Here is a 25,147-nt window from a genome sequence, read left to right on the forward strand (position 1 = left end):
GCGCCTTTGTTGTAATTAGATTCCGCTACCCCACAAACTTTCACGTTTCCTCCCGTCGTGTTTTCCTGTTGCAAGATAGCCGTATCCTCCATTCTTACGATGCTGCCTAATCCACAAATACCCACCTGTAATTGACCATGCATCATAAGAAATCTTAGCACCTGACCTCAATGTAGCAATAATATAGGAAGTAACCGCAGGCGCAGTTCGCAGGTTGATTGATTGACCATGACCGATAACAAACACTCCATTTATTCTGTGCCATTCGTTGCTATCTTTATGAGTACCTTGGGGACACCCATATGCATTCCAGGCTTTACGGTCACCATAGAATACATCTAAATCCAGGTTGGCACCCCATCCGTTTAATCTTCCAACATTCGTGTATTGAAACATTGCGGATGCTGGCCAATGTCTCAGATTACCTGACAGGTTACGGATGGTGAATCCTGATACATGCTTTGACTTGTTATATTGAGCAATCCAAAGCCCATAATTACCAAGAACAACTGAATCCCAGTTCAAATTATTCTCAAAGTTTAAATTCATGTAAATCATTGGTTTAATACCAGTTGATTTATCCACATAATCAAGCCACTGCTTTGCCCAAGCAACACCGGAAGCGGAAAACATACTCGGCTCTTCAAAATCCAAGAAAAATGGGACCTCACCAATATACTTAACCGCATAATTCAAAAAATGTTTGGCTTCTTGGCTAGCACCGTTCTTACCTTTAGCATAGTGATACAAGCCGAGTACCTTACCAGAATTCAACGTTTGTGCGACCTGACTAGTTAGTAACGGGTTAACATAGCTGACTCCTTCCGTAGCTTTTACAATTACTCCATCTCCTGAAACATTGGAAACGTTAAGCCCCTTTTGATGACTTGACACATCTATTAAGTTAAGCATGTTGCATTCTCCTGTTGCCCTCGTCCTTTACCATTTGGTTTAACTTTTCAGTTACAACACTTAAGCCTAATTCATTCGCCATTTGAATTAATCTAACCTGCTTTTCTCGGTCCAGATTGCATGTGAGTGAATAGAGCATTCTAAATTCGAACAAATCGTAAACTGACAGACAATCAGTAGCGCTTTCGACTTTAACCTTCAACCTTTGACACACCTTACGCGTATATTGCACCTCTGAACGTCGTAATAGTTCTTCCAGACTAGCCAAGCCGATACTAAACATTTCCGTCCATCTTAATTCATCATCATCGATAAGCATCATTCCACAAACAGACTGGAGCAACGAATCAGATGCTTGTTGTACATTATCCTGTATTTTTATCCTTGCACTCTGAAAATACCACCCTGACATTTCTAGTTCAGCAAGTGAAAATGGGCAATCGACTTCACTGTCCTTTTCGGCAAGTGATGCAAGTTCAGACAATCGCACTCCCAAACCCTCAGTTGCGCTACATAAACTTGTGAATTTTATGCTAGACTGTCCGTTCTCAAATCTACGTAAACTTCTTAATGAAAACCGTCGTGCACTCACCCCTTCTTGCGAAACACATTGAAGCATTCTTACTCTCTTTAAAGCAGCACCGTATCTTGTTACGTTCATCACAATCACCTCGTTTTTATGAACAATAGTCCAAAAAGATGGGGTAAAACCTAATATCGGCCACAGGCGGCCGGTTTTTTAAAATTAAAGGCTTTATCAATAAATGGCTAACAAAATACACAGCAATCGTAAGGTCAATTCATAAAAAAAAGCGGCCACTTGAGACCGCTTTCCTGCACAAGCTTATTTCAAAACGCATACTTGTATTGTTCTCGAGAACAATGAAGCAATGGAAGTGTTGTAAATGCTGATTAAACTTAATAATTTGGTCTTCGGCCAGGCACATGTTCTGCTGCATCTTTACCTTATCTGCCTGATGCTGCATTTGGTTTTGCTACTAATCGACGCTCACGGTGAAGAGTTACGCTCAACTTTACCAATATTTGTAAGAAATGAATTTGTGAGTGTATGTCTTATCATCATGTGCGGGGTTATGGACAAAATATTGCCATATTTGAAGATAAGCTGGGACTGGAGCATTGCTCTATTATTCACTCTTCTTGTCATCCTAGATGAGATGTTATGGATTGTTGCTCGTGCAAGCAAATATGTCAGCGTTGGCTTTCTCAAAGAAACCTTAAATAGCTTAGTCAAACTATTACAGCAGAAAACAAACCATTAGGAGGAAAAATTATGGCTGACGAACAAGTACTAGCTGTTCAAAAGTGGGTCAATGCGACCTACGGATCAGTTAAAGGCTACGTAAAATGCGCAGAAGATGGTGTCACTGGTTGGAAAACCATCTACAGTTTGCGCATGGGACTGCAACATGAAGGCGGTATTTCACCAGTACAAAACGGCTTTGGTGATGCCACCCGCGCTGTCGCCTACGAGGTAGCAAAAAAACTTAAGATTGGTTACAAGGATAATACCGTCAAGTTGATTAAGGGCGCTTTCTGGTGCAAGGGTATCAGCCCAACCGATTTCACAAATGAATACACCCAAGCAACTGTAGATGCCATCAAGACCTTACAAGGGGACGCCGGCGTCAAGGCTGATGGATTTCCTAACATTGATTTAATGGCAGCACTGTTTGACATGAGTGCCTTCGTCTTGGTTCCTGGCGGTGACTCTCGTGTTCGCGAAATGCAACAATGGTTGAACGCTAACTTTGAAGACTATATCGGCATCCGTCCTTGTGACGGAATCTATCAACGTGATACAAATGAAGCACTTATTTACGCGCTGCAAGCAACTGGTGGCATGGCACTCGGAACTGCAAACGAATTTTATGGGCCAGGCACAATTACCCTTACCCCAACGTTCGATGTTAACACGGCTGCAGATAACAAATGGGCGACAATTCTTAAATACGCCCTCTACGTCAATGGTTACGCACCAACTGATTGGAGCAAGCGCTATGACGCCTCAACCGGTGCACTTGTAGTTTCATTCCGTAGATTTATGAAGCTACCGCCCTATGAAACCAAGGTCGACCTCACCGTATTTAAGGGCCTTCTTACTAGTAATGGTAATACCAATCGTTCAACCAATGCCTTTGATACAGCTACCCGCTTGTTAAATGACGCAACAATAACAAAGCTACGCAGTGCTGGTTATGACACGGTCGGGAGATATCTAACCGGTACCGTGGGCTCTGCTCACGCCGATAAGAGTCTTAGTGTTGAGGAAATACAAAAGCTGACTAATGCTGGCTTCAGTGTATTTCCAATCTATGAAGATGGTGGTTACCAAGTAGGCTACTTCAGTAGTAGTCAAGGCTCTGCAGATGGATTCACAGCATCTAACGCTGCTCGTAAACTTGGCTTCCCTTCTGGGACAACAATTTACTTTGCTGCCGACGTAGACCTTACGGGGGATCAGATTGAATCACTCCTCATGCCCTACCTGAAGTCGGTAAAAGCAGTACTAGATACCACCGGTTATACAGTGGGTGTTTACGCCACTCGCAATGCTTGTCTGCATGCAGAATCTCTTGGAATTACCGACTTCTTTGTGGCCAACATGTCCTCTGGCTGGAGTGGTAACCTTGGTTTTAAAATGCCTAGCACTTGGTGTTTTGACCAGTACAACGAGGATACAACCCTCAACATTGATCTTGATGGTTATTCCGGACGTGACACTGGCCTGTTAAACTACAAATCTCCTTCAGTAACAACGAGCTCTGCAATTAAGGCTCTCACTGGTTTAACTGACTTTAAACTTGAAGAAGAAAAAACCATCATGACCAACGAATGGCTTACATTGAAGTTAAAAGCATCTACCACCTTCTCAGCCCCTGGTTCGTCACACAGTATTACTATTAAAAATGGGAAATTTGATAGTACAAGTCTAACTGGTTTTCTAACTGCGGCAGGTTTGTCTGGAATCTCCGGGTCAATCATTGATGCAACTATCAACAAAGCTGGAGTTTTTGCATTGAAATCAAAAATCAAAGACGGTAAGATGTCACTAAGCGTTGACGTAAAATCAACGGGTGAAGCTGTAGCCACTCTGTCCTTCACAGTTTGGGAGTTGGACGAAGGCCAACTGGATCAGAACTTGGTTATTGCGTTCGAAGCAACCTTTAAGTATAAAGAGTATTTAAAGGCTACAACCGACCAAACTGATGAGGTTATTAATACACTAAGTCTGGCTGTGATTGCCGCTTACGCAATTGCCGGAGTTATTGCTGCTGTCTCAGCAGCCGGACCAATTTTGGCCACTGCTGGAGCGTCTGCAATGTTGGCAGCAGTTGTCGCCGCGGTAAGCAACCTTTCCGCATAATAATATAAGTTGAGGTAAATTTGATGTTCGCAACACTGCATGCTTTAGTATTGGTAATCGGTGTCATATCAGTTGGTATGGCCATGAACCTCACAGAAAGTGTTGGCTTTTTGCCTAATAATTTACTTTCACCTAACATTTCTTTAAAGAAGAGTAAGGAAATCAATCTAAAAAGACTGAACAAGCACCAATTTACTGTGATTCAAATTGTATGCAGTGTGCTATCAAATTTAGTTATTATATTGGTTTGGATTCATCAAAGAACACTATCTTCTGCTATCTGGGCCTTATTCTTGATGTTTACAATTTTTATATTGGTAGCGATTTTTCAATTTTTATTGGTACAGTTTAAAATCCATCGATATTTAAATGTAAACCATTTGCACAGCGACAAATCGTTAATAATTTGTAGTTTAAGCGATGCTCTTAAATATGTGTCATTACTTGTAATAGGGTTCTTATCTCTTTCTAGTATCAGTGTTCTGGGTTTGATTTACCACTACTCAATGTTCAAGTAATAAGGTTCAATAACCATTTCGGTAGCACCTAGGCTCTAATCGGCCTAGGTGCTTTTTTTATGATAATTACTTTCAAAATTAAGATGGGACCAGAGACTAAATAAGACTCTGAAATCTTGATGGTTACTTTGGCCGTGACACTGGCTGCCCTTCCCACATACACCTCACCAACAATTACCCCTCAAGACGCATTAAAGGAGTTAGTTCCTGCTGTTGATGAACAAATGGAAGTTGAGGTGACAGTGGCTGAAAATGCCTACCTAAAGTTAACCGTTAAGGCTTCTAGCACTTTTTCCGCGCCAGGTTCATCGCATTCCATCACCTTGAAAGGCGATGGTGTTGAAGCTAGTCTCAAGGGAATGCTCAGTACACTTGGCGTTGATTCTGGTAACATTGATGCAACTATTAACCAGCTGGGTAAAACAACCTTGCTCACTGATGTAAAAGATGGTAGATTAACTCTAAGCCTCGACGTTAATATGACTGGAACCTCGACAATCACTCTATCATTTACCGTATGGGAAACAGATAAGGGACCACTAAACTCCAACTTAGTTATTGCATACAAACTATCACTAAACACGCAAAAGTACCTATCTGATGGTCTTAAACTCACAGCTGTAGTGATTGCTGCCATGAGTATCACTGGATTCATAGCTGTAGTAGCACCCATGGCTATAACAGCGGCCACGTCCGTACCAGCGATTACTTCTGCAGGATTATCTTTGACGGAGGCGGCTACTTTAATAATGACGTCCACTAACCCGGAAAACTAACAGGCTATTAAGGAGTGAGGCAACACGTTTAATTTATAAGGTATTGTGTTTAATTTAAGATTTGGATTAACAGGGGTAATTGCATTGCTTGGTGGGTACTATTTAACGTTACAGCAGCTGAACAAGCTGGCCCCCACTGTTAGAATGACGTATCCTAATGTTGCGGTTATTCCTGTTTCACTGGAAATGAGAAAACAGGCTGGGCTGCCTGGAACCAACAAAACATTTAATTATGTGCTTTGGTACATCATAGGCAGTTTAATTGGTTTTTGGATGGTAAAAACGGTTTTAAGTCAAAAGTCCATTTTTTCCGTGACATTTCCCTTCTTCATAAGCTGGTCACTCTTTATTGTTGGGTCTGTTCCACTTCTGTACTTCACAAATTATAAATTAACCGAGTTCCTTCACAAGACTGGCAAGCTTCCAATAACTTGGTCTTTTGTCGATAAAAAAGCTCTAACCAAATACTCACTATGGATGTTGCTTCATGCCGGTTTTTCGTTTTCATTTGGCGTATACGGTTTATTAACCCATGGTTTTTTGTTTAAGATTGGCGCCTTCAAAATCTAGCAAGTGGTTTACAGCTAATCTAGGGTGGGTGAGTTTACCGTTTAGCAATTGAAAGAAGTGACAGAGCTTTAGCATAACCACATTAAGATGTCGCATGACGAAATTTCGTAATTTTCCGGTTCTTCGTCAAGTAGAGTTGATAGAATCTTTTGGGAGCACTTGGACCTTAATTGGTCTAGGTGCTTTTCTTATGCGCGTGCCTTTTTACTGTTTACCTTGAACCACACCCGCTCAACATAGGTTCGGTTGATAAAATTGGTCCAATTAGTGTACCCGTACGCCGTGTTCTTGATTTTCTTGATGATGCTGTTGATAACTTCAAGAAAACCGTTCGAGTACTCGTATTGCACCGCGTTTACTACCTGTTTCTTGTACTTCTTCACTGATTTGATGGCCTGATCCATCCGATTGTTTAGTGTTTGATAACTATCGAGCGCTTCTTCAAGTGCACGCGCATCTCGGTGCCTGATTGCGCCCAGAATTTCCTAGTAGCCGACGGTCTTGTGATTAGTTAGCTTGGTAGCTTCTAATTCTTCAAAGTCTTTGAGAAACACTTTCCACTCACGCTTCATGAACCGATATTACTTGCTACGCTTAGGGACGGTCTTCATGACTTGACCTCGCACCATGTTGAGGGCAGTCGACACCATTTGGACAATGTGGAATCGATCCACAACCACCTTGGCGTTTGGAAATAGTTGGGGAATCAAATTGATGTAGCCCGCATTTAAGTCTAGCGAGACTGTGCGCACCTGCTTTCGAACCTTAAGTGGGAAGCCTTCAAAGTATCTCTTAATGGCGTAAGCGGTGCGTGCTGGTAAGATGCCGCCAATTTCGTGGCGGTCACTGTCACCCCAGATAAAACTCATTTGGTTGGTGGCCCTGAATTCATCAAACGCGAGATGCTGCGGAAGCCAAGTCTGTTGGTGATAGTTGTGCTTCGATGCCTCCTCATCAATGATGCGTTGCACTGTTTTGTCTGCCACGTGGAAGCGACGTGCAATATCGGTGAGTTAATTATTTGATAGTGCTTCAAATAAAATCATCTGTCGTACTGGGGGTGCTAATATTACTGTTGGGCTGTACATAGTCGGTTTCGCAATGAAAGACTGAACGGCACAGATCACACCGGTACCGTTGGCGGCTGAGCTTTAAATAGGTCGGGCGGTAGCTATAACATGGGGCAAGGACACATGAACGGACAAAGCCATAACGAACAATCTTGCTCGTGAATCCGCAGTTCGGGCAACGCTCTGGCTGTGATTTAAGCACGGCCGAGAGGACCATGGCGTTAGCTCCTTGGATTTCCTCAACCTCAGCGTCTTGCGAGAAAATTATATTTGGGTCCTTGATTTCTAGAATGAGTCGGATAGACTTACTTGTAAGGGACATTGCACAAACTCCTATTTACTTGTCTTTGGTCGGATCAGTGGACACGAATAGTGCAGTGTCCTTTTTTGCGTTCAAATACATAAATGGTATAGAAAAAGGAGCTGACAGGCAAGATGCCTATCAACTCCAAATATCGTAGCGCCTGTTTTACTAATCTACTAATCATCCTGGGCGGCGAGGCTGACGGCACTTTCATTGTACGAAATATCCGTGCTCAGCTTTTGGGCCATGAGTGGCGTAATGTAGCCCTGTTCCATCAGCTGGTGCACCGCGGTGCGTTCGGCCGTGAACCCAATCATCCGCAGTCTTTGCGTCTCGGCCGCGTAGAACTCGTGCTTCGGGTTGTGCACCTCATGGACGGTCGCAATGCGGCTGCGATAGTGCACCATCTGCGTGGCAATCACCTGCCGCGTGAATTTGCGGTTCTTGTACTCCGGACTCTTCAAGGTGGCGTTGATGTTCGCCAGCGCGCCCTTAGCGGTGATCTTCATCACCTCCAGATACTGCTCATTATCCCGCCGCAAGTGGCGCAGGATGTGGAGGAAATCGAGGCGGTGGCGGACCTTCCCGCTCAGCTGCCGTAACCGCATCGGCAGGGTCCGCCGACCGTCACTTTGCAGCTGCTTTTGCATGTCGGTCAGTTTTTGGCCCAAGCGCACGTGGAGACGCCGGTAAATGTTCTGCGGGATTTTGCCCTCAATGTGCAATTCCGTCAGCGCGTTTAGTTCACCCTGTGTGCCCATAATCTTGATTTCGAGTTCGTCACGCAGCATCACCGGCATCCCCTCGCTGGTGTCATCGGCGAGCAGGCGCAACCGGCGCTGCCGCCGTTGGTAATCGCCAATGAGGTCCAGGACGGCCTTACTGTTGTCATTATGCCGCTCCTCCTCCAGCCGGTTAATGGCCGTCTTGAGCAGGTACGCCTGCGCCTGGACGAGGGTAAGGTGCACCCCAGATCCCGCGACCGCCTGCCGCATCATATCCGGCTGCGGTGCAATCTTGGCCATGAGCGGCAGGCCGACCGTGGCGACAAGCAAGCTCAGGAGCGTGACGCCCGCCGCGGTGAACAGCATGAGGCTTCGCTCGGGAAATGGCGCGCCTGAGCTGGTCACGACCGGAATCGCCAGAACCCCGACAACCGTGATGGCCCCACGCACGCCGGCAATCCCCGTCAGCAAAGCCGAGGCAAAGCTGGGCAACCGTCGATGCCGCCGGTAAGCGTGAAAAATATTACTGCCGTACACCCAGGCCGTCCGCAGCGTGAGTAGCGCGACAAACACCAGCAGCACCAGTCCAATCGCCTGCCAGGTGCTAACGTCGTGATCCGCAATCGTCGCCCGCATCGCCACGGGCAGTTCAATGCCCAGCAGGAAGAAGATTAACCCGTTTAACACGTACACCAGAATCGACCACGCCTGTTCCGTGACGAGCCGCAACTCGGGCAACGCCGCGGCGTAACTGTTGTTCGGGCTATTGCTGAGCAGCCCCGCCACAACGACCGCTATTACTCCGGAGGCATGCAGTCCCTCGTCGACAATGAGGTAAATCACAAACGGGGTGAACAACTGCAAAACGGTGTGCAAAACCACGTCACCAATCCCCTGCTTGAACAGCACTTGGCGCACCCAGTTGATGATGCCCATGAGTGCGGCCCCGGCGATGACCCCGACTAGGCTTACGTAGAAGAAGTCACCAACGGCCGCCCCGAGCGCGAACGTGCCGGATAAGGCAACGGCAATCCCGTACTTGAAGCCAATCAGACCACTGGCATCGTTAATCAGACTTTCGCCGGCGACCAGGTGCATTACCTTCTTGGGCATGGGCACGTGTTCGGCGATGCCTTCAACCGCAATCGCGTCGGTTGGCGCGAGCAGCGCGGCCAGTGCCACGGCCGCCGCAATCGGAATGTGCGGCACCAGCGTGTGGATGAGCAGGCCGATGAGGAACATCGTCGCAAAAACCAGGACAACCGCGTTCGACACAATTTGCCCCCGCAGTGCCCAGAGCGCCCGGTGCGGAAAGTGGCGCCCGTCATTGTACAGCAGGGGCGCGATGAACAGCAGCATGAACCAGTCCGTGGCCACGGGTACCTGAATGTGAATCACCAGTGCGAGTCCAAGCCCGAGGACAATCTGAATAATCGCGTCCGGCACGAACGGCAGGAAGTGGCTGATCACGTTGGCGACCAACACGAGCCCAATTAGAAGTAAAACACCCTGAATTAGCGCCACTGTTCACCCCTCCTTTCCGGTGTTACCGCAGATTTTGCGCAAAACCATTCCCATTAATTATACCCGACATTGCCGCGTTGTCCGCACCAAAATCGTGCTGGCCAGGTGCGGCGCAAACTAGGCGCACCACCACCAGCCAAGTTGAAAACAAAAAATCAGCCCGGGCCAACTCTGCCGCGAACTGATTTGGGTGCATAGTTAACGTTCTTCCCCGATGATGCGCACTTCAGGTTCAAGGTGAATGCCGAACTTGGCGTAAACGTGATCCTGAACATAGTGAATCATATCAAGATAATCCGTTGCCGTTGCATGGTTGATGTTCACGATGAACCCGGCGTGTTTCATCGAAATCTGGGCGCCACCAATGATGTGCCCCTGCAGCCCCGCCTTTTGAATCATCGGCCCAACGTAATGCCCAACTGGTCGCTTGAAGACACTACCACAGGATGGGTATTCCAGTGGCTGCTTAGCGCGCCGGCGGGCATTCAGGTCGTCCATTACGGCGCGAATCGCCTTGGCGTCACCTGGCTTCAGGGCAAAGGTGGCACTAAGCACGATTTCGCCCGTTTCCTGCACGATTGAGTGGCGGTAGGCAAAATGCATGTCGCTGGCAGTGTAGGTGTGGAGCTCACCGCTGCGACTGATGACCTCGACACTGGCCAGACAGTCCTTGACCTCACCACCATAAGCGCCGGCATTCATGAACACCGCGCCCCCGACCGAGCCGGGAATCCCGGCCGCAAATTCCAGCCCGGAAAGTCCGGCGGCACCGGCGGCATCGGACGTATCGATGATTCGGGCACCAGCAGCGGCGGTCACACTGTTTTTCGCCACAGTGATTTCGTGCATGTGCGTCAAAATCATGACTAGTCCGCGGATGCCACCATCGCGCACGATGAGGTTGCTGGCGTTACCGATAACCGTGAGCGGTACGTGATTAACGCGCGCGTAGTCCACGAGGTCGTGAACCTGCTGCACAGTTTCGGGGAAAACAAGTTGGTCAGCTGGCCCCCCGGTTTTCGTAAACGTATAGTTCGACAGTGGCTCATTGGTGAGTACGGGGACCCCCGCAATGAGTGTCTGTGCATTATCCAAGATCTCACGTCCATTCTCGATTATTATGTCTCTAATTTTAACACAAAAAACGCGTCCTGCCGCGCGGGCACGGCTGGGCCAAACGGCTTTACGGACAATTAAACATTATTGCCGAATTGTTCACGGCGCACTCACGACACTAAAAAAGGGCCAAGGCTGTTAGGCCCTGGTCCCTTTTGGCTTTATTGCATATCGTCATCGGCGAGGAAGGTGTTCAAAACTTCCTCGACCATTGACCATTCGTCATCGTCTTCGATGGGGAACAGGTCGCCGGAGCTGGCGTCCCCGTTTTCGTCGGGCGTGTATGCGAACGCCTCGATTTCGACGTCGTCATCGTCTGCCGCACCTTCTGGGTAAAGCAGGACGTATGACTTGCCGTAATCTTCGGAATCGAACGTGAACAACACGTTGTACAACTCTTCGTTGCCCTTGTCGTCAATCAGTGTAATCTGCTGGTCATTTTCACCTGGGTGAATTGTTTCATCATTTGCCATTGTGTTTCCCCCTTCGCCGCACGTCGTTCGCGCCGCGATTATTATTAATTTGAATGCGAACCGCACGTGCAGCCGCTCCTGTGCTAACTTGCACGTTGCGATGGTCCAAAGCCAGCCGTTATTGTTGCTTGGTTAACGGCCCCTTGGCGTCTAGATAGTTCTGCAAGATAAACTGCGCAGCCATCTTGTCGATGACCTGCTTCTGCTCGCGCCGCGACACATCCGCCTCGTCAACCAGAATGCGGTATGCCGACACCGTCGTCAGCCGCTCATCGATGAAATCAACCGGCAACTTGAACTTCTGCTCGAGGCGCCGTGCATAGTCGCGCGTGGCTTCCACCCGCGGGCCCTCCGTGTTGTTCATGTTCTTGGGCAGACCCAACACGAAGCCAGTTACCTCGTGTTCGGCAACCAGCTTCTTCACCCGGCCCATGCCCAAGTTACCCGCTTTGGCGTCAATCGGGATGATTTCGAGCCCTTGCGCCGTCCAGCCAAACGGGTCTGACAGGGCGACCCCAACGGTCTTGGTGCCAACGTCTAATCCTAGTAATCGCATTACTTCTTATCGGTTCCCAGGTAGCTGCGGACGAGTTCTTCAATGATCTCGTCGCGCTCGTGTTTGCGGATGATGTTGCGGGCATCGTTATAACGTGGAATGTACGCTGGATCGCCTGAAAGCAGGTAACCGACCAGCTGGGTAATCGGGTCGTAGCCTTTTTCCTTCAACGCATCGTAGACCGTGGTCAACGATTCACGCACATTCTTCGGCGAATTATCGCGGAAATTAAAGTGGACAGTTTCATCCAATGAACTCATGCTCCACACCTCTATTCTTTCGGTTCACCGCCTATTCTACTGTATCGGCGGCAAAAGTACAAACTTCAGTTAAGCGTTTTCTAGTATTTTCTTCGCTTCAGCAAGTGCCGCGGAAATTCCGTCTGGGCGCTTCCCACCGGCCTGCGCCATGTCGGGACGACCGCCACCGCCACCACCAACAAGTGGGGCAATCTGCTTGATTAAGTCGCCGGCCTTGACGCCGCTTGCGATGGCATCCTTGCTGGCACCGACGAGCAGGCTGACCTTCCCGTCATTGGCTGTGGCCAAAACGAGGACGTCGGAACTGTCCTTGCTCTTCCACTGGTCGGCCAGCTGGCGTAATTCATTCATGCCGGCAACCTGGACCGCAGCGGCAATGATGGAGTACTTCCCGGCGTTTTCGGCGCTGTCAAAGACGTTGGCAGCGGCCTGACTGGCAATCTTGCTCTGGAGTGCGGCGACCTGCTTTTGGCTATCCCGCAGTTCCTGCTGCAGTGCCTTAACCTTTGCGGGCGCGTTAAGTGGCTTAGCCTTCAGTTCAGCCGCGGTCTCGGCCAGAGCGTCGGCCTGCTTGCTGAGGTATTCGAAGGCTTCCTTAGAGGTAACAGCCTCAATCCGGCGCGTGCCGGCCCCAATCCCACTTTCGCTCGTGATCTTGAACAGACCAAGTTCGCTCGTGTTGGTTGGGTGCGTCCCCCCATCGAATTCCTTGTTGAAGTCGCCGATGGAAACAACGCGGACAACATCCCCGTACTTGTCGCCGAACACCGCGATGGCACCGAGCTTCTTGGCGCTTTCGATGTCCGTTTCAACGGCCGTGATTGGCAGGGCACGCCAAATCTGTTCGTTAACCATCTGTTCAACGGCGCGCAGCTGCTCGTCCGTTACCTGACCGAAGTTGGTGAAGTCAAAGCGCAGATAGTCAGGTTCAACAAGTGAACCAGCTTGGTGTGTGTGTTCGCCCAGCACGTTGCGCAGTGACTGGTCGAGCAGGTGGGTCGCGGTGTGGTTCAGGGAAACCTTGTGGCGCCGTTTGGTGTCAACGGCAAGGTTGTACTTACCGCCCTTCACCAGCTTGCCACTGACCGTAACGGTGTGCAGGTTCTGCCCGTTTGGTGCGTGCTGCACGTCGGTCACAGTTGCCACAACGTTGCCGTCTTCGTCCTTGATGGTCCCGCAATCAGCAACCTGACCACCCATCTCGGCGTAAAATGGCGTCTTGTCGAACACCAGGCGGGCCTGGCCATCGCTGATTGCATCAACGGCTTCATCGTTTGCGACAATGTCTGTCAACACGGCGCCGTCTTCGGCAACACTGGTCCAGCCGGTGAACTTGGAATCCGTTTTGATGTCCATCAGCGTTGTGTCCTGGTTACCCATGGACTGCGCGTTGCCGCGGGCTGCACGGGCGCGCTGACGCTGGGCTTCCATGTTGGCCTTGAACCCGTCCATGTCCACGGACAGGCCGCTGTCTTCGGCGATTTCGTTCGTCATTTCAACTGGGAACCCGAACGTGTCGAACAGCAGGAAGGCGTCGTCACCATTGATCTGCTTGTCGCCGTCCGCCTTGAGCTGCGCCATGATTGCGTCCAGCTTGTTCATCCCGGCGTCGAGGCTGGAACGGAAACGTGCTTCTTCGGATTCAATGACCTTCTGGATGAAGTCCTTGTTCTTCAGGACTTCAGGGTAGTAGGATTCCATGATCTTCCCGACCACGGGCACCAGCTTGTACAAGAAGTCGTGGTCAATCCCGAGCTTCTTGCCGTTGACGATTGCCCGGCGAATCAGGCGGCGCAGCACGTACCCACGGCCTTCATTGCTTGGCAAAGCGCCGTCCCCGATGGCAAAGGTCACCGTGCGGGCGTGGTCGGCAATAATCTTGAAGGAAACGTCATCGGCCTTGTTAACGCCATACTTCTTACCCGCGGACATCTTCTCCACGGCCTCAATGATTGGCATGAAGAGGTCAGTTTCGAAGTTGGTTGGCGTGTTCTGCACAACGGACACAACCCGTTCCAGACCCATCCCGGTATCGATGTTCTTGTGGGGCTGGTCAACAATGCGGCCATCTGGCAGGTGGTTGAACTGACTGAACACGATGTTCCAGATTTCGAGGTAACGTTCGTTCTCGCCACCAGGGTAGTTCTCGGGGTCGTCTTCTGCTACGTTGTTGAAGCTCTGGCCGCGGTCGTAGAAGACTTCGGAGTCAGGACCACAGGGACCGCCACCAATATCCCAGAAGTTGTCCTCAGCTTCATAGATGTGGCTGGCAGGCACACCAGTCTTCTCCCACAGTTCCTTGGATTCAAGGTCCTTGGGGTAAACGGTGATGTAGAGCTTGTCCTTGTCGAGACCAAGCCACTTGTCGCTGGTCAGGAATTCCCAGGCCCACGGAATAACTTCCTTTTTGAAGTAATCCCCAACGGAGAAGTTTCCGAGCATTTCAAAGAAGGTGTGGTGCCGCGCGGTCTTCCCGACGTTCTCGATGTCGTTGGTCCGAATTGACTTCTGCGCGTTCGTAATCCGCGGGTTTTCGGGAATAACGGACCCGTCGAAGTACTTCTTCAGGGTCGCAACCCCGGAGTTAATCCACAGCAAAGTTGGGTCGTCCTTTGGTACCAAGCTGGCACTTGGTTCAACAAAGTGGCCCTTACTCTTAAAGAAATCAAGGAACATCTGGCGCACTTGTGCGCTGGTCAGTTGCTTCATGAAAAATAGCCTCCATCAATTTTGATTATCTACGCCGCTTCCAGCCGTTGCTGATTGTGGAAAATAAAAACATCCCTGCATTTCAAGGGCGCTTCTGCGCGGTACCACCTTGATTGCAACGATGTTCATCGTTAACCACTTAATTAGTTATTATTCAGCTTCAGATTAGGGAGCGCACCCGCGCTTGGACCGGGCACTCTCATTAACGCGCCGTTTCTGTATGGTCAGCCAAGCTCGGGGTATATCCTAACTTGGTCATTATACAATGAAGGCATGTTGGTTGCAAAGGCCGCGACTAAATCTATCATTTTTCAAACACCAGCCGATAAAAGCGTGCGACCCGCCATTGCAACTAATTCTTATTCGAGTTCAGCATGATTCTCCCCGCAGCAATCTTGGCCCCCGCGTCCGTGTCACCGCGCGTGATCGCCTGGGACTTCGCGTTCACGTAATAGATGACGGAATCAGCAGGCCCCGCACCGTAACTGACGCTGCCGGTGGTGCCGTCACCCTTTTTGGCTTGCACATTATAAATCTTGCGCACCAGGTAATATTGCTGCTTGTTACTGGTGAATTCGTCACGCTGCAGACTGCCCGTGACGCGCCAGCTGAACTCACCGTCTGCATCCCTCATCCCAATTTTGCGTTCGAGCAGCGCCACCGCATCGTACTGGTTCCGCAGCGGCTCGCGTTTTGGCGCGGCCACGGTCTTCCCGGCGGTAATTGCCGCCAGCGCCGCATCAAGCTGGCCGGGTGCAGTGAGTACGCCACTTAGGTACGGCGCGTCTGCTTTATCTGCCACCTCAACCCGCATCAATTCGGGCGTCTTAGCTCGGGTGACCAAAGCATAAATCGCGTACGGCTCACCCTTCCCGGACGTCGTTAGCGCGTAGGTTGCCTGCACAAAGTAACCAGCGTCTTGGGCAACCGCCTTATCGGTGCGCAGGTCGGTGTCGCGGCCGGTCACCTTGGCTTCTAGGTCGTTATACACTTTGGGCCAGGTGTAACCCGCAAAGTTTTGGGGGTGCTTATTGGTTGCGACCGTCAGCCCCACCCCCTGCTTCTGCGCGTAACTTTGCATGTACGCCGCAAACTGGTCCAGTTGCCGCGCCGACCACGAATTATCGGCGTGTTGACTGCTAGTGCTCGCCGGTTTGCTGGCACGTTTTTCCGTCTGTACCCGTTGGCCTCTCTTCGGTGCATCCTGGTGCTGGCTGCACGCACCCAGTGGCAGCACCAACAAAAGTGTCCCGAGCAGCCAGCCGCTTGTTTTAATTACCCGCATAATTTTTCTCCTGACAGCGTTTACAATGATTATACACCAGCTCCCCTTTGTGCAATAGCCATGTTCACGCTGAAAATGATTATCCGCATTTTCGCACGGCCACCGTTTGATCATCTCTTCACGCAAGCCCCGCAGCAAGACTAGCGCGAAGGGACATGGTATGCATAAACTTTGCTTAAAGTAGTAACAAACGCGTGCTATTAATCCGGGCCCGTCGTATGCTTGAACCGAAATAATTCTCAATTAATCCCCTGAGGTGACAGGTAATGAACGCCAAACTTGAGCGCTTCTTCCGCATCTATAATGCAACGTTGACAGCCGTCTCGCTGCTGGCCCTGATTGTCGTTGTTCTTGACTGGTGCCAGGTAATTCAACTAAACGGAACGCTGGGCCGCATCTTAATTTCAATACTACTGTTGGTGTTCGCCAGCGACTACCTGATTCGCCTGTTCATGGCGCGGGGCAAGGCCAAAATGCTGGCCACCAACACCTTCCGCCTGTCCACGATTGTGCCAACTGACAAAGTAATGTCACCCGAACACGTGCAAAAGGTCGTCAGCAGTGCCGCCGCTGCCCGTCGCCGGATTGGTGAGGCGTGGCACCACCTGACCCATCACTTCAAGTCGCGGCTCATGCGCTTTTTGCGTGGTGGCGGCCTCATTTATTACCTCGGCCTCTCCGCCATGTTAATTCTCATCGCCTCGGTGGTCTACGCCTACGCTGAACACACCACGTTCTGGAACGGCCTGTGGTGGGCCATCGTGACCGCGACCACGGTTGGGTACGGTGACGTCACGCCCCACACGCTTCTCGGCCGGCTGGTCGCCATCATCCTGATGTTCACCGGGATTGGGTTAATCGGTACGTTAACCAGTTCGATTACCGCCTACTTCACGGCCGAACCCATTGTTTCCTCGCCCGCCGATGAATTGCTGAAGTACCAAAAGCTCCAGCAAGATGGTGTCATCAGCAAGAAGGAATTGATGGCCCAGAAAAACAAGCTGCTCCACAAGAAAATCTGAATTAAAAAAGGGTCCCGGAATTGCTTCCGGGGCCCTTCTTTGCATTAGGCCTGGTTGAGACCCTTTGCTTTGTTCTTCTTTTTGGCAGCGCGCAGTTCCGCCCGCTTTTCAACGCGACGATTGAACCATTCTTCCTTCGCGATGGCCTTCTTAACCTTCTTCTTGTAACCAGGTTTGCGCTTCTTCTTTTCCTTCTGCAGCATCCCGTACATGGTCTGCGACAGCTTATCGGACTTCTTCTCCCGGGTGTGGCGCCGGTTGCGGTCCTTGGCGTCGATGAACTCGCCGTCGTGAATCGTCTTGGGGGTGAAGTGAATCCCCATGTTTTCGAGTTCGCCAATCTTATTTTCTTCACCAGGTGCGTAAAGGGTGATGGCAATCCCGCTCATGCCGTTACGGCCGGTCCGCCCAACCCGGTGGATGAAGAATTCGGGATCAGTTGGGATTTCGGCGTTGATGACGTGGGAAACACCGTTGATGTCAATCCCGCGGGCAGCCAAATCGGTAGCCACAACGTACTGGTACCGCCCAGCGGCAACGTCCTTCATGACGCGCTTGCGTTCACGTGGCGCGATGTCCCCGTGAATCTTGGCAACGTCCAGGCCCTGATCGGTCAGGTAGGCGTGCAACTTGTCGACCGCTTCCTTGGTGTTACAGAAAATAAGCACAAGGTACGGCTGACCAATCGTGAGCAGCTTGTACACCAGCTCATTGGTGTTCTTCCCCTTCTTGGCGATGAGCCAGTTATCCACAGTGTCGGCGATAACCGTCTTAGGCTTCAGCTCAATCACGAGTGGATTGTGCATGTATTTCTTGAGGAATGGCTGCAGCTTCTGCGGAATCGTCGCGGAGAAGACCATCATCTGCAGTTCGGCTGGGAACGTGCTTGCAATCTTGTCCACGGTGTCGAGGAAGCCCATGTCGAGTGTCATGTCGGCCTCATCAACAACAAAGGTCTTCACGGTGTAGCCCGTCAGTGCGCCATCCTGCAACAGGTCGCGGATACGGCCCGGCGTGCCAATGGCCAAATGCACGGATTTGCCGGTCAGCTTCTTTTCCTGCTTCTGCCGGTCGGTCCCACCAACGTAACGGCCAACGCGCAGGTCATCGATGTCCGCCAGCAGCAGCTGGGCGGTCTTATAAATCTGGGTGGCCAGTTCGCGACTTGGCGCCGTGATGACTGCCTGCAGTGTGTCGTCGCTGCGGTCAATGTTGCTCAAAATCGGCAGCAAGAACGCTAACGTCTTCCCCGAACCCGTCTGGGACTGACCAATGATGGACATGCCCTTCAGCGCCTTAGGGATTACCTGCGTCTGAATTGGCGTTGGGTCGATGAATTTGTTTACCGCCAGGGCGGTCAGCAAGTCCTTGCTGAGGTTGTACTGGTTAAACTTGGTATCCATTAATCTCACTTTCCGGCACTGGCAAGCAGTGCGTCTAATTCCCTGACAATCTGGTGGATTTCGTCGGTATCTGCCGCCTTCGCCCCACTGGCGAGTGCGTGACCGCCACCATTATGTTTCTTTGCAATCTCTTCAATTGGTGCTTGTTTGGAACGCAGGCTGACCCGGTAAGTTCCGTCGGGCTGTTCCGTGAACATTGCCCAGGCGTGAACCTCCGCGAGCCGGCCGGCCGTTCCCACTGCGGCCTGGTATTCATCCTGCGCAACGCCAAGACGAGCCAAATCACTTTGGTGCAAAATGTAGAAGCCGGCACCATTTTCGGTGATTTCAAGCGTGTCCATCGCGAATGCCTGGAGCTTTGCTTGACCCAGCGTGACCTCATTCATCTTCTGGTTGATGAGGCTAGGGTCAAAGTCAAAGCCGTACAGCTGCGCTACTAGCTCCAGCGTGTGGGCGCTGGTGTTGTTGTACATGAAGCGGCCGGTGTCACCGACAATTCCGGCGTAAAACATCTTGGCCGCCCGCACGTTGAGCCTCAGCTGACCGTTGCTGGCGTTGATGAGGTCAAGGAGCACCTCGCTGCAACTGGACGCTTCGGGCTGCACCAACCGGATGTCGCCGTACGCGTCATCGTTCGGATGGTGGTCAATCTTAATCAGCTTTTTGCCCAGCTTGTACCGGTCGTCATCAATCCGCGGCGTGTCGGCCGTGTCGGTGACAATCACGAGTGCGTCAGCGTAGCGGCTGTCCGGAATCTCCTGCATGGTCGCAAGCCACCCCAGACTCGGAACGGACTCACCCACAACGTAAACCGCCTTGTCGGGGTAACTGTTGCGGATGGTTTCGGCCAGTCCTACCTGCGAACCGTAAGCGTCGGGATCGGGCCGCTGGTGCCGGTGAATAATAATCGTGTCGTTTTCTGCAATTGCCTGCAAAATTTCTTCTACTGCCATAATTAATTCCTCTCTAGTAACTGACACGTTAACAACGCCTTTGCGGCCACAACATCGTCGACGGTCACGTCGATATCAAATGCGGCACCATGGCGCGTTAGGTCCAGGATTTTCAAACCAATTGTCACACGTGCAGATAACTGAATCGGACGCAGTGTGCTCAGCGTAATATTATCAACCAGAACGTTTTGCCGCCCGTTGTCGCGCAGGTAACGGCTGGTTGCACTCGTCACCAGTCCGTTCAGCACCCCGACGTTCAGGGCCCCGAACTTGTTGGTCATCACCGGTGCGGTTGCCACCCGGTATGCGGCGGTGCCACCTAACAGTGGCCGCACGGGACTGAGCGTTGCATCGAGCTGATCAGCAATAGTCGCCGGCAAATGCTCGGGCTCCGGCGTCTCCTGCAGCTGCGCCAATACGGTGGCGCGGGTCAGGACCCCGATGAGTAGCCCGGCATCGTCGACCACGGGCACGAGGTTTAACCCCCGGCCCTGCATCAGGTGGTTCACGGTGGCCACGGATTCACCAGTTTTGACCACGGCGGGATGTCTTTCCATCGCCCGGTCAATTGGTGCGGCATCCTTGCGCTCGTTCACCGTGATGCTGGTGGCCACGCCGACCACCCGTCCGCTAACACTCACGACGGGAATGTCCGCGTGCCCGCTAGCCTTGGCCATACTGCGGTAATCGCCCACCGTCGCCGGCAGCTGCAAAAAACTGGCCTCTTCCCGCGGCGTGTACAAGCTGGCCACGGTCAAGATGTCCCGGCGAATGGCCTGGTCGGACAGCGCGCGGTTAATCATGGTCGCAACGGTGAATGTATCGTGGCTCGTCGCGATAATCGGCAGGGCCGCGGCGTTGGCCCGCGCCATGACTTCGGGGGTGGTATCAAAGCCACCGGTAATGAGCACCGCCGCGCCGCTTTCCAGTGCCAGCGCCTGCGCGTCTTCACGGTTCCCGACAATAACGAGCGAGTTGCGGCTAATGTAATGGCCCATCGCGCTCGTCTTCATGGCCCCGATAACGAACTTATCGAGCGGCTTATCCAAACCATCGCTGCCCCCCAGAACGCGTCCATCAATTACGCGCACCAGATCGGCAAACGTTAATTGCGCGCTGGTACTCCGCGGTCTGGGGTCAGTCCGCACGGTCCCGACCCGGTCGATGGTCGCCACGAGTCCGCGCGCCTGGGCCGTTTTGACCGCCCGGTACGCCGTGCCCGCGGAAACATGCTGACTGTTAGCAATCTGGCGCACAGAGATGCGGGTGCCGACATCCAGTGATTCGATGTAATGGAGCAACTGTTCACTTTTCTGCAACGCCGGCGCCTCCCCTTTGCATAGATAAGTTAATTATAACAGAAATCACCGTCAAGATGTGTCTTGGCGTCGCCCCTGGAAAAACGGACTGGCACCAGGGGTTAATCTGTGCGAAAATGTTAGCGAAAGTTTGTTCGTGAGGAGATGTAAATGTGTCCGAATTGTTCCGCTTAGATTTGCCCAGTGATACGCACCGCCGAATTGTGCACGTGGACATGGACGCGTTCTACGCCTCAATTGAAATGCGCGACCGTCCGGAGTACCGCAAGAAGGCCCTCGTGATTGCCCACGACCCGCGCCAAACTGGCGGTAAGGGCGTGATCACCACCGCCAATTACGTGGCGCGGCAGTACGGCGTCCATTCGGCCATGCCCGCCCAGGAGGCCTTACGCCTGGTCCCCCGGCAACTCCTGGTGTTCAAGAACCCGGATTTTGAAAAATACCGCGCGGTGTCCCAGCAGATTCACGAGGTCTTTCATCAAGTAACCGACCTCATCGAACCCGTTGCCCTGGATGAAGCGTACCTCGACGTGACCGCCAGCACCCGTTTTTCCAACACCATCAGCCTCGCCATCTGGCTGCAGCGCACGATTGAGGCGAAAACCCATCTCACCTGCGCGGTTGGCGTTTCGTACAACAAGTTCCTGGCGAAAATGGCCTCGGAATACAACAAGCCCGGGGGCCGCACGGTCGTGACCCCCGACGTGGTCGACGACTTCTTGGCCGAGCAAGCCATCGGTAATTTCCACGGGGTGGGCAAAAAGACGCTGCCCAAGATTGAGGCAATGGGCATCCACAACGGCGCCGACTTACGGGCCAAATCCCCGCAGGAATTACAGCGGCGCTTCGGCAAGATGGGCTTCATCCTCGCTCAGCACGCCCGCGGCATCGATGACCGCCCCGTGCGCGTGCGCGAGGCCAAGTCAATTGGCAAGGAGCGGACCTACAACCCGCCGCTCCAAACCGACACCTCAGTGGAAAAAGAGTTCGAACGCCTCGCCGAAATGGTTTTCGAGGCCACTAGACGCAAGGAACGGCACGGCAAGACCGTAGTCATCAAGGTCCGCGACGTCGACTTCACAACCCTGACCCGGCGCGTCACCACCGAAACCTACTTCGACACGAGCCGAGCAATCTATGACGCCGCCCTGCAGCTCTGGCAAGAACTTGGCGGCATGCGCAAGGCACTGCGGCTAGTCGGCATCACCGTCACCGCCCTCGCCCCCATCACGTTCGCGAACATCGACCTGCCGCTGGGCCCGCACATCGAATAGCCCAGTTTACCTGGGCGGGCTCGTTTTGCTTTTGGTATAATGGACACGAACCGAAACAATGCAAGCGCTGCGATGCCAGCCAAAATGGATATAACGCCGGGACAGCTTTGTGCTGGCGGGAAAGTAGGGACAAATGTTGAAATTTATTTCTTGGAACGTTAACGGATTACGGGCCATCCTGAAAAAGGACTTCATGGACACATTCAACACCCTGGATGCAGACTTTTTCTGCCTGCAGGAAACCAAGATGCAGGAGGGTCAGGCAAGCCTCGAGTTGCCCGGCTACCACCAGTACTTCAACTATGCAGAGCGTAAGGGCTACTCCGGTACGGCCATTTTCACGAAGCACGAGCCGCTAAGCGCAACGTACGGAATCGGCGTGCCCGAATACGACGATGAGGGCCGGGTCATCACCCTTGAATACCCTAACTTCTACCTAATCACCGTCTACGTCCCGAATTCCGGCAGCGAATTAAAGCGCCTCGAATTCCGCCAAGGCTTTGACGTCGCGTTCCGCAATTACACCAGTAAGCTGGCGGAGACCAAATCCGTCATCTACTGCGGGGACCTGAACGTTGCGCACAACCCAATTGACCTGAAGAACCCGACGAGTAACCACCACAACGCCGGCTACACGGATGAAGAACGCACGGACTTCACCGCCCAGCTTGGCGCGGGATTCACGGATACATTTCGCCACTTCTACCCCGACCAGAAGGACATCTACTCGTGGTGGAGCTACCGCTTCGGCGCGCGCAGTCGGAACGCGGGGTGGCGGATTGATTACTTCATCACCAGCAAGGACCTCGATGACAAACTGGTCGACGCCAAGATTCACACGGAAATCATGGGCTCCGATCACTGCCCAATCGAATTAACCGTCAATCTGTAAATTTTGTGGTAGTGCACTACGCCTATCAGTATTCTGGAGGACAACATGGATTTCATTGCAATGGATTACGAAACCGCAGCTGGCCAACGCGCAACCGCCTGCTCCGTCGCCCTCGTGGTGGTGCGCGGCAGCCGCGTTGTTGACTCATTTTACAGTTTAATCAACCCTGAGGTGCGGTTCAGTCCATACAACGTGCAGATACACCACATCACGCCACAAATGGTGCAAGACGCGCCAACGTGGCCGGAACTTTGGCCACATATCCAAAGCTTTTTCACCGCGAACCAGCTGGTGGCGGCACACAACGCCACGTTCGACGTTTCCGTCGTGCGCAAGAGCCTAGAACGATACCACTTGGCGCCGGCAGAATTCCAGTACATCGACACCGTCCGGACGTCGAAGTACTTCTACCCGGAACTGCCTAACCACAAATTAGACACAGTTAGCAGGGCACTGCACATCGACCTGGAGCACCACCACAACGCGCTCGACGATTCATACGCCTGCGCCCGGATCCTCCTGCAGGAAGAAAAACAGTTCACACCCCGTGCGCTCCAACCCTTCGTCAAGCTGGCATAGCTGTCGCTGTCCGGCAGCGTCAGTCCTTGGTGAAGTTCTGGGCATGTAGTGGTATAGGGGCCGCGCCTGGGCGGGGCCGGTGTGCGTTCCGTGCGGCTGGGATTTTCCGTGCGGCCGGTTGAAGCCCCAAAAGCGGGGTCTTCAACCTAAAAATTGAGCCCCGCAACTGGTTTTTAGGGTCACAAACTTAATATGTGTGGCTAAGACCTGCTGGGGAATCTTGTTCTCCTAGCGGGTCTTAATTTTTGCCGGCTATGGTGTGGAGAAGCCCGATGCAAAAACCGCATCGGTCTTCTCTCACCATAGCTTTCACAGGAAAATCCCAGCCGCACTCTAACGATGTCCAGAGCTCTAAGCGCTAAAGCGCCAAGAGCTTCTGGCTCCACACGCACCGACCCCACCCAGTCGCTACATCGTGGTTAGAGAACTAAAAGTACAGGCGATGTTTAAGCAGATCCGAGAAAGAAATTCATGACCCCGGCAGCTACCTTAGATCTGTTCGGTTGCCATCCGTGAACTGAGTCTGAATTTGGATTTATGCCACTGTCCAGCGGAGCGTTGTGGGGTTTGGCTGGAGGGTCCGGGCTGGGTCTCGGGTGTGCCGCCCAGCCGTGGCAACAAGAATAGAGGTTGTGACGACCGCGTTTTTTGCGGTTGGCACAGCCTCTATTCTTGTGGGAAAAATTTAGATTTGTGTGAGGAGCCTGCTAGATGTGGATTACGAGAATAAACAAAAAATTAACTGCAATGTTCCGCACCCGTTAGAAGTTAACTGCGACGATGCAAAGCTAAATTTTTAGTCTGGAGACGGCGCTTTTCCGGCTCCAGACGACCGCCACAGCGACCACGGCGAAGCACACCCGAGGCCCAGCCCGGACCCGGAGGCCAAACCCCGCAACGCGGAGCCCCCTTGGTCTAGCTCACCAAAGCCACTCCCGCTGTTAATCAATATTGCGTGATGGTTTGCTTGGCATCAGGGTGATGACTAAATTGAACAACCATGCGGCAAAGCTGATTAGTAACAGCAACCCAATCTGCATTCCCGAACTGGCCAGCCACGCATTGAACGTGGCGCTGGAATCAGTATTCGGAATGTGCAGGAAAAAGGTGACCGCGTTCGGCAGAATGTAGGGAATGAGCACCAAAAGTGGGTTCACCCCCGCATCCCGGTAACGCCGGACCCGAAGCGAGATGCTCGGGATGATGACGGCTAGTGCGAGGACAAGAGCAACAATGCCTAGAACCACCGCTAAGCCGATGTATGCAGTTGCACTTTCATTATCCGCGGACTTTTGCAAAATCATGATGCCAAGACCCGCAATCGATCCCCAAAGCAGGACACCATATATTACCTGCCAAAGAAACATCCACCAATATTCAGCACGCGTGCTACGCCCCGTAAAGTTCACGTAATTTTTGAAAAATAACACAAGTGCACTGAAAAACCCAACCCGTTCTTTTTGCATAAGGGAACCTCCAAGTCTTTTGGCTAAGTATACCACGCACATTAAAAAACGGC

23 protein-coding genes are annotated in these 25,147 nt (G+C 51.9%); 8 read left to right on the forward strand and 15 right to left on the reverse strand.

From position 1 onward, the window contains the following. Positions 1-15: 15 nt before the first annotated feature. Entirely contained in the window at positions 16-912 is an 897-nt protein-coding gene (locus EKN00_RS05390; RefSeq protein WP_127849129.1) for a GH25 family lysozyme, read from the reverse strand. Next, complete coding sequence (locus EKN00_RS05395; protein ID WP_164848036.1) at positions 905-1,576, reverse strand: hypothetical protein; 672 nt, start codon at positions 1,574-1,576, stop codon at positions 905-907. The genes EKN00_RS05390 and EKN00_RS05395 overlap by 8 nt, the downstream gene beginning before the upstream one ends. 241 nt (positions 1,577-1,817) lie before the next feature. Here EKN00_RS05395 and EKN00_RS05400 point away from each other — a divergent pair, with 241 nt between their 5' ends. The 4 genes from EKN00_RS05400 (at position 1,818) to EKN00_RS05415 (ending at position 6,164) form a co-directional block, all read left to right on the forward strand. Further along, positions 1,818-2,195, forward strand: a complete 378-nt coding sequence (locus tag EKN00_RS05400; RefSeq protein WP_127849131.1) for a hypothetical protein — start codon at positions 1,818-1,820, stop codon at positions 2,193-2,195. Between the two features lie 11 nt (positions 2,196-2,206). Continuing rightward, the gene (locus tag EKN00_RS05405; RefSeq protein WP_127849132.1) at positions 2,207-4,300 is read left to right on the forward strand and encodes a glycoside hydrolase domain-containing protein; all 2,094 of its coding nucleotides are present in this window, start codon (positions 2,207-2,209) and stop codon (positions 4,298-4,300) included. 634 nt (positions 4,301-4,934) lie between these two features. After that, a complete protein-coding gene (locus tag EKN00_RS05410; RefSeq protein WP_127849133.1) occupies positions 4,935-5,594 on the forward strand; it encodes a hypothetical protein in 660 nt (219 codons plus the stop codon). Positions 5,595-5,678: 84 nt separating this feature from the next. After that, positions 5,679-6,164, forward strand: coding sequence for a hypothetical protein (locus tag EKN00_RS05415; protein WP_127849134.1), 486 nt, complete (start codon positions 5,679-5,681; stop codon positions 6,162-6,164). Positions 6,165-6,352: 188 nt separating this feature from the next. Here EKN00_RS05415 and EKN00_RS11045 read toward each other — a convergent pair whose 3' ends face one another. The 9 genes from EKN00_RS11045 to EKN00_RS05465 all read right to left on the reverse strand — a co-directional run bounded on the left by EKN00_RS11045 (position 6,353) and on the right by EKN00_RS05465 (position 16,186). Next, positions 6,353-6,568: a transposase gene (locus EKN00_RS11045; RefSeq protein ID WP_127849135.1), complete on the reverse strand. Its 216-nt coding sequence runs from the start codon at positions 6,566-6,568 to the stop codon at positions 6,353-6,355. Positions 6,569-6,745: 177 nt separating this feature from the next. Continuing rightward, entirely contained in the window at positions 6,746-7,150 is a 405-nt protein-coding gene (locus EKN00_RS11050; protein ID WP_127849136.1) for a transposase, read from the reverse strand. Positions 7,151-7,714: 564 nt separating this feature from the next. Further along, positions 7,715-9,787 carry a cation:proton antiporter gene (locus EKN00_RS05435; protein ID WP_127849138.1) on the reverse strand — a complete coding sequence of 691 codons (2,073 nt, stop codon included), beginning with the start codon at positions 9,785-9,787 and terminating at the stop codon, positions 7,715-7,717. A gap of 198 nt (positions 9,788-9,985) precedes the next feature. Beyond that, the gene (gene murB / locus EKN00_RS05440) at positions 9,986-10,882 is read right to left on the reverse strand and encodes a UDP-N-acetylmuramate dehydrogenase (RefSeq protein WP_127849139.1); all 897 of its coding nucleotides are present in this window, start codon (positions 10,880-10,882) and stop codon (positions 9,986-9,988) included. 182 nt (positions 10,883-11,064) lie between these two features. Further along, positions 11,065-11,376: a DUF1292 domain-containing protein gene (locus tag EKN00_RS05445; RefSeq protein ID WP_127849140.1), complete on the reverse strand. Its 312-nt coding sequence runs from the start codon at positions 11,374-11,376 to the stop codon at positions 11,065-11,067. A gap of 118 nt (positions 11,377-11,494) precedes the next feature. Further along, entirely contained in the window at positions 11,495-11,932 is a 438-nt protein-coding gene (gene ruvX / locus EKN00_RS05450) for a Holliday junction resolvase RuvX (protein WP_127849141.1), read from the reverse strand. Then, complete coding sequence (locus EKN00_RS05455; protein ID WP_127849142.1) at positions 11,932-12,192, reverse strand: IreB family regulatory phosphoprotein; 261 nt, start codon at positions 12,190-12,192, stop codon at positions 11,932-11,934. Before EKN00_RS05455 ends, ruvX begins: the two co-directional genes overlap by 1 nt. Before the next feature lie 69 nt (positions 12,193-12,261). Continuing rightward, the gene (gene alaS, locus EKN00_RS05460; protein ID WP_127849143.1) at positions 12,262-14,901 is read right to left on the reverse strand and encodes an alanine--tRNA ligase; all 2,640 of its coding nucleotides are present in this window, start codon (positions 14,899-14,901) and stop codon (positions 12,262-12,264) included. Positions 14,902-15,253: 352 nt separating this feature from the next. Beyond that, positions 15,254-16,186: a hypothetical protein gene (locus tag EKN00_RS05465; RefSeq protein ID WP_127849144.1), complete on the reverse strand. Its 933-nt coding sequence runs from the start codon at positions 16,184-16,186 to the stop codon at positions 15,254-15,256. Between the two features lie 266 nt (positions 16,187-16,452). Between EKN00_RS05465 and EKN00_RS05470 the strand changes: the two genes are divergently transcribed. Continuing rightward, entirely contained in the window at positions 16,453-17,208 is a 756-nt protein-coding gene (locus EKN00_RS05470; protein WP_241559462.1) for a potassium channel family protein, read from the forward strand. A gap of 44 nt (positions 17,209-17,252) precedes the next feature. On the opposite strand, the gene EKN00_RS05475 is transcribed toward EKN00_RS05470, so the two are convergent. The 3 genes from EKN00_RS05475 to EKN00_RS05485 are packed head-to-tail and all read right to left on the reverse strand — an operon-like array spanning position 17,253 to position 20,883. Then, positions 17,253-18,611 carry a DEAD/DEAH box helicase gene (locus EKN00_RS05475; protein WP_127849145.1) on the reverse strand — a complete coding sequence of 453 codons (1,359 nt, stop codon included), beginning with the start codon at positions 18,609-18,611 and terminating at the stop codon, positions 17,253-17,255. A 5-nt stretch (positions 18,612-18,616) separates the two neighbouring features. Next, positions 18,617-19,564 (reverse strand): DHH family phosphoesterase, encoded by a 948-nt coding sequence (locus EKN00_RS05480; RefSeq protein WP_206611263.1) that lies wholly within the window; start codon positions 19,562-19,564, stop codon positions 18,617-18,619. Between the two features lie 2 nt (positions 19,565-19,566). After that, the gene (locus tag EKN00_RS05485) at positions 19,567-20,883 is read right to left on the reverse strand and encodes a DRTGG domain-containing protein (RefSeq protein WP_127849146.1); all 1,317 of its coding nucleotides are present in this window, start codon (positions 20,881-20,883) and stop codon (positions 19,567-19,569) included. Between the two features lie 152 nt (positions 20,884-21,035). Here EKN00_RS05485 and dinB point away from each other — a divergent pair, with 152 nt between their 5' ends. The 3 genes from dinB (at position 21,036) to EKN00_RS05500 (ending at position 23,628) form a co-directional block, all read left to right on the forward strand. After that, entirely contained in the window at positions 21,036-22,157 is a 1,122-nt protein-coding gene (gene dinB, locus EKN00_RS05490) for a DNA polymerase IV (RefSeq protein WP_127849147.1), read from the forward strand. A gap of 136 nt (positions 22,158-22,293) precedes the next feature. Next, complete coding sequence (locus EKN00_RS05495; RefSeq protein ID WP_127849170.1) at positions 22,294-23,049, forward strand: exodeoxyribonuclease III; 756 nt, start codon at positions 22,294-22,296, stop codon at positions 23,047-23,049. A gap of 45 nt (positions 23,050-23,094) precedes the next feature. Beyond that, positions 23,095-23,628: a 3'-5' exonuclease gene (locus EKN00_RS05500; protein WP_127849148.1), complete on the forward strand. Its 534-nt coding sequence runs from the start codon at positions 23,095-23,097 to the stop codon at positions 23,626-23,628. Positions 23,629-24,569: 941 nt separating this feature from the next. Here the strand turns inward: EKN00_RS05500 and EKN00_RS05505 are convergent. Continuing rightward, on the reverse strand, positions 24,570-25,094 hold the full coding sequence (locus EKN00_RS05505; protein WP_164848037.1) for a DUF805 domain-containing protein: 525 nt from the start codon (positions 25,092-25,094) through the stop codon (positions 24,570-24,572). Positions 25,095-25,147: the final 53 nt, after the last annotated feature.

Source organism: Lacticaseibacillus hulanensis, from assembly GCF_004010095.1.
Lineage (GTDB): Bacteria > Bacillota > Bacilli > Lactobacillales > Lactobacillaceae > Lacticaseibacillus > Lacticaseibacillus hulanensis.